This window comes from Mesorhizobium sp. M7A.F.Ca.ET.027.02.1.1, assembly GCF_004022985.1.
Classification (GTDB): Bacteria; Pseudomonadota; Alphaproteobacteria; order Rhizobiales; family Rhizobiaceae; genus Mesorhizobium.
Genome location: NZ_RZOL01000198.1, coordinates 1 through 11,103, shown reverse-complemented (window position 1 = coordinate 11,103; position 11,103 = coordinate 1). Strand labels below are relative to the sequence as shown.

The window sequence follows — 11,103 nt, the reverse complement described above, 5'->3', positions numbered from 1 at the left end:
GTGGCCGAAAATCCGGACGGGCTCTCTGTTGAGAACTTCCCATTCGCGGCAATCAAGCCGGTCCGGATCGGCGGCAAGGATGTCACCGCTTTCCGCATCTCCTATGTCGGCGAGCAGGGCTGGGAGCTGCACATGCGCTACGAGGACGGCCTGGCCGTCTGGGACGCCTTGCGCTCGACCGGCGTGATGCCCTTCGGCGTTGAGACCTATGCCAACACGCGCCGCATGGAAAAGAGCCTGCGGCTGCAGAACGCCGACCTTTTGACCGAGTACAATCTGCTCGAAGCCGATCTTGCGCGTCCGAAGGTCAAGGAGAACGATTTCTGCGGCAAGGCCAAGCATGTCGAATATCGCGCCCGCGAGCACCAGCCGGCCATGCTGTGCACGCTGGTGATGACCGAGAATGTCGACTCGAAGGGTGTGGCCCGCTATCCGGTCGGCACGATGCCGGTGATGGACCCGAAGACCGGCGAAACGCTGGTCGACGAACTCGGCCGCCGGTCCTTCACCACCTCGATGGCGTACGGGCCGACCGTCGGCAAGAATATCGGTCTTGCCTATTTGCCGTGGGCGTACGCCCAGGAAGGCCGCAAGCTCACGATCGAGTATTTCGGCGAGACCTATCCAGTCGAAGTCGCCGCCGTTGGCTACAAGCCGCTCTACGATCCGGAGAATTTGAAGCCGCGCAGTTGATTGCTGGCGGGCGCAAAGGGCATGAAGGCAAAAGCCTGGCCATCGGCCGGGCTTTTCTCTTTTTAAGCCGGCGGTTTTCGCTTACCCTTGTGGAATGTCTGCTTTTGCCTGTGCTAGACATATGCTTTCGGGCTGTGCCGCGTTCGCGCTGACGCTTTGGTTTGCGCCGGCGTCCCTTGCTGACGAGCCCGTCGATGTCGAGCTGGTGCTGGCCGTCGATGTCTCGCTGTCGATGTCACCGGACGAACTCGAGATCCAGCGTCATGGCTACGCGGCGGCGCTGACGCACGACAATGTGCTGCAAGCCATTGCCGATGGCGCTTATGGCAAGATCGCCGTCACCTATGTCGAATGGGCCGGCACCACCTGGCAGCGCGTCATCGTGCCGTGGACGGTGATCGCCAGCCGCACCGACGCCGAGCGCGTGGTTGCGCAGTTGTCGGCGCAGCCGCCCAATAGCGCGCGGCGCACCTCGATCTCCGGAGCGCTGGAGTTCGGCAACGACCTGTTTGCCGAAAGCGGCTACCGGGGCACGAAGCGGGTCATCGACATTTCGGGCGACGGCCCCAACAACCAGGGTGCGCCGGTCAATCTGACCCGCGACGGGCTGATCAAGCAAGGCATCGTCATCAACGGCTTGCCGCTGATGACGCGAGGCGGTTTTTCCGGCGCCTACGACGTCAGCAATCTCGATCGCTACTACAGCGACTGCGTCATTGGCGGTCCCGGAGCCTTCATGATCCCGGTCAATGACTGGACGCAGTTTCCCGAAGCCATCCGTCGCAAACTGGTGCTGGAACTCGCCGGTCCGGCCTCGCCGCAATGGGCGGCGGAAGAGGCCGCGCATCCGCCGGTGATATTGGCGCAGGAGAGGTCCACCACCGACTGTCTGGTCGGTGAGAAAATGTGGCGAAACCGCAGTTGGATGTTCGACAGCCGCTAAAGCTCTTCTCCGTTGAGCGTGATCTTTGGCCGAACCGGGTCCCATTCTTGCCCCGCTGCCTACCTGTTCGGGCTTACGCTCCAGGCTTGCCTCCGCTACCGAAGCAGTGGCAAACTGGGCGGGCCGCGTGATCCAGCCAGGAGCGCGGCCAAACCGAGGAAACACCGATGAGACGTCTTGCCATCCTGACCGCAGTCGCGTCTGTGCTTTATGCCGACGTCGCCAGCGCCCAATACAACCAGGCTGCCTGCATCATGTTCGAGAACGGGAATTTTCGCGGGCGGTCCATCGGCATGGGCGCCGAGGATTCCGTAAATTTTCGTGGCGGCCAGTTTTGGAATGACCGTGTGTCGTCGGTGATCGTTCGCCGCGGCTGCACGCTCGTGGCCTATGAGGATTCTCGGATGGGCGGCCGCTCGATCGAGATCACGCGCAGGATCCGCAATTTGGGCGGCAGTGACTGGAACGACCGTATCTCCTCGGCGGAATGCACCTGCGACGACTACTGAGGTTCAGGCGGCGGAACGCAGACCGGTTACGTGTGCCTCAAAGGTTCCGTAAATCCTTTACAAGCACATAGAGGTGTAGCGGGTCGGTTGGGGATTGAATGAAACCATAACGCTCGTAAAAGGCGCGGGCGTTGTGATCCTTGGCATGTACGGTCACCGCGCGGATGCCTGCAATGTCAGCCGCCTGCAGGCTGCGCAGGATGGCATCGCGCAGCATTCCGCGGCCAACGCCTTTGCCCTGCCAGTTCAGGCTGACCGCGAGACGCGCCAGCAGCATTATCGGAACCGGATGGCGCGCAAGGCCTTTCGTCAACCGCTCGGGCGCACCATCATAGGCGACTTCACCAACCACGAGCGTATAGAAGCCGACCACATCTTCGCCGGAGAGACCAATATAGGTTTGCGAAGCATTTGCTTGCTGGTTTTGAAGTGCGTACCTGGCGAGAAACCTATTGAGCGGCAGTTCGCCGCAATCGAACACATCCACCAGATGCGTGCGAGCCAGTTTCTCGATACGAAACCGGCTCACGCTGGATCGCGGCCGGAAAAGATGCTCGGTTTACTCAGCAGGCGCTTCAGGCGCGGAAGATCTCGCGTGGGGGCATCCAGCGCCGCCATGAACGCAGCCCATTTTTCTGCGTCGAGGGAGAAGCTGTGTCGGTCCGCCAGTGTTTCCTCGGCGCGCCCAAGTGCACTTTCAAGGACAAAATCACTCAGCGAACGGCGTTCAACGGCGGCTGCGGTCGCGAGCGTCCGCTTTGCCTCGACGGTAAGACGCAAGTCCAGTTTTTCGGATCGAGTCGTTCTCGTGGTCATGTGACACCTTTCGACATAAGGATATCACATTTTGCCAGACAATGTCATGACAATTCTCTAAGGCGTATCGGATCACGCCGCCAGCAGCTGCTTGCGGTCGACGCGCTCCTGTTGCGGCGAGCGGGCGTAGAGTTCTCGGTAGCATTTGGAGAAATGCGAGGCCGAGACGAAGCCGCAGGCGACCGCCACCTCGACCACCGGCATCGACGACTGGATCAGCAGATGTCGGGCGCGGTCGAGCCGGATTTCCAGATAATAGCGGGCGGGGGAGCGGCCCATCTCGGTGCGGAACAGCCGTTCGATCTGGCGGCGCGACAGGTCGACATGGTCGGCGATCTCGATCAGTGACAGCGGCTCCGACAGATTGCCCTCCATCAGTTCGATGATGGTCAGCACTTTCGAGTTCTGGACGCCGAGGCGGGCGCGAAGTGGCAGGCGCTGGCGGTCGGTGGGGCTGCGCACGCGGTCGGTCAGCACCTGCTCGCAGACGCGGTTGACGAGGTTCTCGTCAAAGTCGTCGCCGATCAGCTTCAGCATCATGTCGAGTGCGGCGGTGCCACCGGCGCAGGTGTAGATGTTCTGGTCGATCTCGAAGAGGTCGGCAAAGACGTTGGCCTTCGGGAACGCTTCGGAAAAGCCCGGCAGGTTCTCCCAGTGGATGGCGCAGCGCTTGTTGGACAGAAGCCCGGCGGCGGCGAGGATATGCGCGCCGGTGCACAGGCCGCCGACGGCGACGCCGCGATTGTATTCCTCGCGCAGCCAGGCGAAGGCGGACTTGTTCTGATAGCGCTCGACATTGATGCCGCTGCAGACGATGGCCATGTTCGGCCGGTCGGGGCCTGCCATCTTCTTGCGCTCGTCCTCGAGCGAGGTGTTGACCGCGCATTCGACCCCGTTCGAGGCGCGCACCGGCTTGCCGTCGATGCTGGCGAGGCGCCAGCGATAGGCCTCGTAGCCGAGCATGCGATTGGCCGAGCGCAGCGGGTCGAGCGCGGTTGCAAAAGCGATCATGGTGAAATCGGGAATAAGGAAGAATACAAACGATCGCTTGATCGGATGCTTTACGGCGTTCAAGGGAACCTCACACAGCCACGGCGCGAACAGGATGTCGCGAATAGCATAGCGACATCAGGAAAAACCATGTCTGTCAATCGGCTACGCCGCTACGACAAGATTAAATTTGCGACATGGGTCGCAAATGGGCAATCGGCGTGCAGCGAGCCCTAGAAGTGACGTGAACTGTTCAAGCAACGGGCAACGTACAGTCTGCGCGCAAAACAAAAACGCCGCCTTGGCTGGAGCCAGGCGGCGTTACAGTTTTAAAGCAGCGGCAGGGATGCGCTGCCCCTAAAAATCTTCAGGCGACGAAGCCGAGGCGCGCCGCATTCATGGCGCCGGTCTGGCCGGGCATAGTGTTGGCGAGACGCTGACGCTCGAGAGCGGTGGTCAGGTTCATTTCGCGGCGGGCAAAGAGGCGTGCAAAAAGCTTCATAATCATCTCCATTTGTTGCTCAGACGGGTCGCCTTCGCTTGATGGAGTGGGGCAGCTCGTTTGCTGGCGCCGATATAGGCTTGTGTAAGCAGAAACTAAATCGCAAAAGCGAAGCGCTTGATATGAAATGCGACATCGGTTGCGACAGATTTGGGCAAGGTGCCCAAAATTTACGATTATTTACAAGGGATTAATTGAAAAGAGGGCTGCTATGCGGCTTTCTCATATGCGTCATGCGCTGGAAACATGGCTCTAAAAATTCATTTGAGTGCAAATAAAATAGAGAAGGCCTGCCGGGCGGTTTGCGCGGCAGGCCTTCAGCACATGGTACACACGATCTACTTTGCTCCAGCCCAGGATCCGACGCCGTTGCGAGTACCGGTCTTGGTATCGGAAGCTTCAGGCCAGCCGATGTCCTTCTGCAGTTCGATCGGCAGGGAGCGGATAGCGCGTTCAGTCTGGTAGCGGGCGCGCGCCGCGCTGAATTCGGTCGCGATGCGACCAAGGGACGACAGGATAGACATCTCTTTCTCCTTTGGGTTGGCGAGTGCCAGACAGCGAGTTGGCTACTGCGGGTTTGTTTCAACTTCATTTCGTGTCGAATGCAGGTCTGTGTCGAGGTCGTTTCATGGCTGCTTGTGGCAGCTACTGCTTCGATGGAGTTGACTATCCTCCCAATCTGATGTTCAATCAAACGAAATGGAATGATGTTTTGTATCAGAAAAATTGAAGGTCGGTTGCCATGAACGCCCCGCTCAATCATCCGCTGCCGCTGCTCGATCTCGATGTTTTGCGCACGTTCGTGGCGATTGCCGAGACCGGCAGCTTCACCACCGCCGCCAATGCCGTGTTCCGCACGCCGTCAGCCGTTTCCATGCAGATCAAGAAGCTCGAGGACATTCTCGGCCGCTCCGTGTTCGCGCGCGACGCTCGCTCGGTGTCGCTGACGACGGACGGCGAGATGCTGCTCGGCTATGCCCGCCGGCTGCTGTCCATCAATCGCGAGGTGGTGTCGAAGTTCATCATTCCCGAGATTGTCGGTGTGGTGCGGCTTGGCTCGCCGGACGATTACGGTGAGCGCGTGCTGCCGCATGTGTTGAAGCGTTTCGCGCAGTCGCATCCGTCGATCGCCGTCGACGTCACCATCGACCAGAGCAGCAATCTGCGCCGGCGCATGGACGACCGGGCGCTCGACATCACGCTGCTGACCAATTCCTACAAGACCAGCGCGCTCGGCGCCGAGGTGCTGCTGACCGAGCCGATCGTCTGGGCCGGTGCCAAGGGCGGTTGCGCGCATCTGCGCGAGCCGCTGCCGGTATCGCTGTGGGAAGAGGGCTGCGCCTGGCGTGCCGGCGCGCTCGATGCGCTTGGCCGCGAGGGCCGCAACTACCGCATCGCCTATATGAGCGCACACACGGCCGGCCAGCGCGCCGCGATCATGTCCGATCTCGCCGTGGCGCCATTGCCGAAGTCGTTCCTCGGCAATGACATGGTCGAACTCTGCCCGAAGGACGGCATGCCCGACATCGGGACCTACAATCTGGCAATGGTGGTGGCGCCGGATGCCAGTGCCCCGGTCAAGGCCGTTGCCGACCACATCCGCGCGACTTTCGAAGTCTTCCGGGAAACCGGCAAGTTCTGACCGGCTGGTAGGACGATAGTATAAAGCTACTCCGCCGCTTCGGCGGGGCGCTGTTCAGGCCTTACTCTCGTATCGTGCACGATCCGGCTCTCCCCGAGAAAGGCGACGATGCGCTCGCGGGCGCGCCGGGCTTCCGGCATGTCAATCAGCGGCCAGACGTGGAACATGCCTTCCTCATAGACAAGATCGATTTCAACGCCGGCTGCGCGGGCTTTGTCGGCGAAGATCAAATTGTCGGGAGTCAAAAGATCGCGCGAGCCGGTCAAAAGCAGCGTTCTTGGCAGCACGGACAAATCTCCATAGACCGGGCTGATGTGCCAGTCGCTGGGATCGATGCCGGCACTGTACAGGCGAATCGCCTCCCTTCCGCCAGCTATGCCCAGCCAAGGGTCGTTGCGTTCCGCCTCGAACACTGCGGGGTTGGTGAGCGACACGTCGAGACCCGGCGAAATGAGCACATGCCGCGACGGCAGGGGCAGTCCTTCTTCGGCGACCATCATGGTCAGCACCACAGCCATATTGCCGCCGGCGGAATCGCCCATGAAGACGATGTCTTCGGCTTCCGTCTCGGCGAGCATCTGCCGGTAGACATCGCCAACCATTCCGAACATGGCATGGAAATCGTGTTCGGGAGCGATTGGATAGATCGGCACCGTGATCCCGTAGCCCAGCCGATCCGCCATCTCGGCGATCAGGTGCCAATGATAGGGTGTGATTTCAAAGACATAGGCACCGCCGTGCAAGTAGAGAATCCGCTTCTGCTCGCCGGTCCTGGGTGCGATTTCGTAGACGGGGAAGCCATCGACCGTATGCATCTCGATGTCGAGACGCTGATGCAACGAGGCGGGCGGGCGGTGGTTCTCGGTCTTGCGCGCGGCCGCGATCCAGCGCTGCAAATTTTCCGGACTGGCAAATGCCTGCTTGCGGCTGTGCCGCAGGACGAAAGACACGACATGGCTTTTCAAACTTGGCATGCGAATACACGAACTTCGGCAAAGCCGACTAAGAGAACCCCCACTATCTTCGAAGATCGTGCCGTGGCCGAAAATGTCAAGATTTGCGCCGTATCTACACGGTGGTGTGATCCGCCCCGCGGTGCTCAGCGACGTGGTAGAAGTGCGGCACGCAGCCGGTTGCTGGTGGTCGCCGGGGACATGCGAGATCCCCGACGCATGCCGAGCAATTTGCATTTGTCGGCGAAGGTCATCAGCGCGCGGCGCTCCAGATCGTGTTGATAAGTGCGGCCTTTTCGCTGGATCGCGGCGATACCGGCCAGCCGATATCCTTCTGGATTTCGGGCGGCAGGCTGTTCAACAGGCGTCGCGCCTTGCTGCGGTCGTGAGCATTCTTGATGGCCGTGCCATAGCGGCCGAGGCTTTCGAGCATTGACATCGTTGTCTCCTCTGGAGCGTTGCGGCGGCTGGAAAGATATCTCCAGCCTGCCATTCGATGCCGGTTGAATGCGCCTGCCATGTATCTGGCGAATTTCACGAAAACAGCTTTTTGGTTTCCGGATCAGGCGATCCGGAAACATTTGCATGCAAATGAGTTTGGAAAGGCCGTGACCTGGGCGCGGCCGCTTATTCCCGTCCACGCCTGGCGGCGTGGCCTTCGCGCGAACGCCGTCGCGGAGCGGCGTCGCCGGCAACGCCGTCCTCGCTGACCGTCTTGCGCGGCGGCAGTTTTACCGCCGCCGACAGTTTCGGGAACGGATCGACCTTGTTGGGCAGCGCCATGGCGTAGACGAAATGCTCCTGGAATTTGGGCTCCAGCGCCGTCTCGATCTTCTCGATCTTGCTGACCGTGTCCTCGATCTCGCGGCGATAGCCGCGGTTGAGCAGCGCCATGCGCGCACCGGCACCGGCAGCGTTGCCGACTGCCGAAACCTTGTCGAGATCGCAATCTGGGATCAGACCCAGCACCATGGCGTATTTCGGATCAATGAAGGAGCCGAAAGCGCCGGCGAAATGGATGCGGTCGACATGCTCGGTGTTCTGCTTTTCCATCAACAGCTTGGTGCCGGCATAAAGCGCTGCCTTGGCAAGCTGAATGGCGCGCACATCGGTCTGGGTGATGGTGATCTTCGGCCCATCTTCCGTCAATGCGGCAGAGCCTTCCTTCAGCACGTAGGAGAAGGTGCGGCCGTTGGCGGTGACGCGCGGCGAACGGGCCGAAAGCCCGCCGTCGATGACGCCGTCCTCGGAAATGATGCCGGCGAGATACATCTCCGCCACCACTTCGATGATGCCGGAGCCGCATATGCCGGTGACGCCGGTCGCCTGCACGCTCTCCAGGAAGCCCGGCTCGTCGGACCACAGTTCAGAGCCGATGACGCGGTATTTTGGTTCCAGCGTGTCGGGATCGATGCGCACGCGCTCGATGGCGCCCGGTGCTGCGCGCTGGCCGCCGGAGATTTCGGCACCCTCGAAGGCAGGGCCGGTGGGCGAGGAGGCCGCAACCACACGCTGGCGATTGCCGAGCACGATCTCGGCATTGGTGCCGACATCGACGATCAGCATCATCTCGTCCTGGCGATGCGGGCCTTCCGACAGCGTCACCGCCGCCGCGTCCGCTCCGACATGGCCGGCGATGCAAGGCAGCATGTAGAGCCTGGCGCCCTGGTTGAGCTTCAGGCCGATGTCGGATGCCTTGATGTGCACAGCGCCCGAAACGGCCAGTGCAAAGGGCGCGCCGCCAAGCTCGGTCGGATCGATGCCGAGGAACAGATGGTGCATGATCGGATTGCCGACGAAGACGCTGTCCAGGATATCGTTGCGCTGGACATTGCCTTCGGCGCAGACCTTGTCGACCAGCCCGGAGATTGCCTCACGCACGGCGACCGTCATGCCTTCGCGGCCGTCAGGATTCATCATCACATAGGAGACGCGGCTCATCAGATCCTCGCCGAAGCGGATCTGCGGGTTCGACGTGCCGGACGAGGCGGCGACGCGGCCCGACAGCAGCGACACCAGATGCATGGCGATGGTGGTCGAGCCGATGTCGCAAGCCAGCCCATAGGCTTCGTTCTTGAGGCCGGGCCACAGCGCCACGACGCGCGCTGTCTCCGAATCGGTATCCTTGTAGATGGCGGCGGTCGCGGTCCAGTTGCCCTTGCGCAGGATGCCTTGCACCTGCGGCAGCAGATGAAAATCGAAATCGAGGCTTTTCAGGCCCCAGTCGTGCATCAGCGCAATCTTCAGCCGGTCGAGATCGCCAAGCGGCTTGTGCATGTCGGGTTCTTCGATCTCGACATAGCACATGCGGATCGCTGAATCGCGGGCGATCACCCTGGTGTCGGCATCCTTGCGGATGGTCTGCGCGTTGATGACGGTGTCCTGCGGCACGTCGATGACGAGGTCGCCGAGAATCTGCGCCGAGCAGGAGAGGCGGCGCCGTTCGGGCAGGCCACGGACGCGCTCATAGCGCTCTTCCTTGGCGCCCTTGGGCGTGATGTGGTCGTTGGAGGAGGTGATCTTGTGCTTGGCGAAATTGCCTTCCTGCACTTCGATCTGGCAGCGTCCGCAGGTGGCGCGTCCGCCGCAGACGCTTTCGACATAGACGCCTAGCTGGCGCGCGGCGTCTAGCACGGGCGTGCCGACAGGAAAACGCCCGCGCTTGCCGGACGGCATGAACAGCACGAGCGGGTCGGTGATGTTTGCAGGTGAATTCACGATTGCGCGCTTATCCTCGGCCCATCCGGGCTTCACGGCCGCCACGGCGGCGGCCGCCATTGCCGGCGCCGTCGCCCGGCGCATTGACCTGCGTCGGGGCGGCGACCGCCTGGCCGCCTTCGGCCGGCTTGTAATCCTTGTAGGTGCGGATCCAGTTGGTGCAGTTCTCGTCGGTGCCGTTCAGCACATTGGCGCCGCGCACGGCTTCCATCTCCTGCGGCCGCACCGGGTTCATGATCGCCGAGGTCATGCCGGCGCCGATCACCATCGGGATGAAGGCGGCGTTGATGCCATGGCGATGCGGCAGGCCGAATGAGATGTTGGACAGGCCACAGGTGGTGTTGACCTTGAGCTCTTCGCGCAGGCGTCGCAGCAGCGCGAAGACCTGGCGGCCGGCATCGCCCAGCGCGCCGATCGGCATCACCAGCGGGTCGACGACGACGTCATGCGCCGGAATGCCGAAATCGGCGCAGCGCTCGACGATCTTCTTGGCGACGGCGAAACGCACGTCCGGATCCATTGAAATGCCGGTCTCGTCGTTGGAGATGGCGACGACCGGCACGTTGTACTTCTTGACCAGCGGCAGGATGGCTTCGAGCTTTTCTTCCTCACCGGTGACGGAGTTGACCAGCGGACGGCCCTTGGCAACCTTGAGTGCGGCTTCGATCGCGGCGGTGACGGAACTGTCGATCGACAGCGGCAGGTCGACCAGCCCCTGCACGATCTCCAGCGTCTGCACCAAAAGGCCGGGTTCGGTCTCGTTCGGATTGACCGAGGTAACGCCGGCGTTGACGTCGAGCATGGTGGCGCCGCACGCTGCCTGCTCCAATGCGTCCCTGATGACGGTCTCGAAATTGCCCGCGATCATCTCGGCGGCCAGCTTCTTGCGCCCGGTCGGGTTGATGCGTTCACCGATCACGCAGAACGGCTGGTCGAAGCCGATGATGATTTCTCGTGTCGCCGAGGCGACGATGGTACGGGTCATGGAATTCTCTCCGCCGTGATATAAAGATTTCTTTATATCGTTATCTGGTTTCGTTCAAGCGAATGGGTGGCCGTCCGCGCCGTCAATGCGCGGTCTTCACCATGTCCACCTGCGTTTCGGTAATGTCGTCGTGCAAGATGCTGTCGAGCCGGTCGGCGACAAGCTGATCGTCGCGGCGGATCTCACGTTTCCACGGCTGGCGGCCCTTCAGCACGCCCGATTCATCGACGATCTCGGCGACATATTCCTCCTGCCGGTAGGCCATCACATGGACGCCGGAAACGCCTGATATTTCCTTCACTTCGTTGATGATGTCGATGCAGAGCTGCTTGCCTTCCCTTTTCTGGTCCTG

At 61.4% G+C, this 11,103-nt stretch carries 13 protein-coding genes and 1 pseudogene; 4 read left to right on the top strand and 10 right to left on the bottom strand.

All coding sequences use genetic code 11. The features are described 5' to 3' along the window. From EN749_RS20910 to EN749_RS20900, 3 genes are all read left to right on the top strand, one after another. Window positions 1-693: glycine cleavage T C-terminal barrel domain-containing protein (locus tag EN749_RS20910; protein WP_145990960.1), on the top strand; the 693-nt coding region annotated here is incomplete at its 5' end. A gap of 94 nt (window positions 694-787) precedes the next feature. Next, entirely contained in the window at window positions 788-1,636 is an 849-nt protein-coding gene (locus EN749_RS20905) for a DUF1194 domain-containing protein (protein WP_128363873.1), read from the top strand. Between the two features lie 167 nt (window positions 1,637-1,803). Next, entirely contained in the window at window positions 1,804-2,145 is a 342-nt protein-coding gene (locus EN749_RS20900; RefSeq protein ID WP_023812325.1) for a peptidase inhibitor family I36 protein, read from the top strand. A 37-nt stretch (window positions 2,146-2,182) separates the two neighbouring features. Here the strand turns inward: EN749_RS20900 and EN749_RS20895 are convergent, their stop codons facing one another. The 5 genes from EN749_RS20895 to EN749_RS20870 all read right to left on the bottom strand — a co-directional run bounded on the left by EN749_RS20895 (window position 2,183) and on the right by EN749_RS20870 (window position 4,977). Next, complete coding sequence (locus tag EN749_RS20895) at window positions 2,183-2,674, bottom strand: GNAT family N-acetyltransferase (protein ID WP_128287879.1); 492 nt, start codon at window positions 2,672-2,674, stop codon at window positions 2,183-2,185. Beyond that, on the bottom strand, window positions 2,671-2,961 hold the full coding sequence (locus tag EN749_RS20890) for a DUF1778 domain-containing protein (protein ID WP_128287878.1): 291 nt from the start codon (window positions 2,959-2,961) through the stop codon (window positions 2,671-2,673). The genes EN749_RS20895 and EN749_RS20890 overlap by 4 nt, the downstream gene beginning before the upstream one ends. A gap of 72 nt (window positions 2,962-3,033) precedes the next feature. Further along, on the bottom strand, window positions 3,034-3,972 hold the full coding sequence (locus EN749_RS20885) for a GlxA family transcriptional regulator (RefSeq protein WP_348625597.1): 939 nt from the start codon (window positions 3,970-3,972) through the stop codon (window positions 3,034-3,036). A gap of 346 nt (window positions 3,973-4,318) precedes the next feature. Then, a complete protein-coding gene (locus EN749_RS39465; protein WP_013531161.1) occupies window positions 4,319-4,453 on the bottom strand; it encodes a hypothetical protein in 135 nt (44 codons plus the stop codon). 338 nt (window positions 4,454-4,791) lie between these two features. Beyond that, window positions 4,792-4,977, bottom strand: coding sequence for a hypothetical protein (locus EN749_RS20870; RefSeq protein ID WP_032930657.1), 186 nt, complete (start codon window positions 4,975-4,977; stop codon window positions 4,792-4,794). 218 nt (window positions 4,978-5,195) lie between these two features. Between EN749_RS20870 and EN749_RS20865 the strand changes: the two genes are divergently transcribed. Next, on the top strand, window positions 5,196-6,095 hold the full coding sequence (locus EN749_RS20865) for a LysR substrate-binding domain-containing protein (RefSeq protein WP_013531163.1): 900 nt from the start codon (window positions 5,196-5,198) through the stop codon (window positions 6,093-6,095). Between the two features lie 26 nt (window positions 6,096-6,121). Here the strand turns inward: EN749_RS20865 and EN749_RS20860 are convergent, their stop codons facing one another. The 5 genes and pseudogenes from EN749_RS20860 to EN749_RS20840 all read right to left on the bottom strand — a co-directional run. Next, the gene (locus tag EN749_RS20860; RefSeq protein WP_128287895.1) at window positions 6,122-7,069 is read right to left on the bottom strand and encodes an alpha/beta hydrolase; all 948 of its coding nucleotides are present in this window, start codon (window positions 7,067-7,069) and stop codon (window positions 6,122-6,124) included. A 232-nt stretch (window positions 7,070-7,301) separates the two neighbouring features. Further along, window positions 7,302-7,487 carry a hypothetical protein gene (locus tag EN749_RS20855; RefSeq protein WP_127258513.1) on the bottom strand — a complete coding sequence of 62 codons (186 nt, stop codon included), beginning with the start codon at window positions 7,485-7,487 and terminating at the stop codon, window positions 7,302-7,304. A gap of 188 nt (window positions 7,488-7,675) precedes the next feature. Then, entirely contained in the window at window positions 7,676-9,826 is a 2,151-nt protein-coding gene (locus tag EN749_RS20850) for an ASKHA domain-containing protein (RefSeq protein ID WP_128363872.1), read from the bottom strand. Continuing rightward, window positions 9,777-10,751, bottom strand: a complete 975-nt coding sequence (locus tag EN749_RS20845) for a methyltetrahydrofolate cobalamin methyltransferase (protein WP_013531167.1) — start codon at window positions 10,749-10,751, stop codon at window positions 9,777-9,779. Before EN749_RS20845 ends, EN749_RS20850 begins: the two co-directional genes overlap by 50 nt. 82 nt (window positions 10,752-10,833) lie before the next feature. Further along, a pseudogene (locus tag EN749_RS20840) lies at window positions 10,834-11,103 on the bottom strand (methylenetetrahydrofolate reductase); the annotation flags it as partial.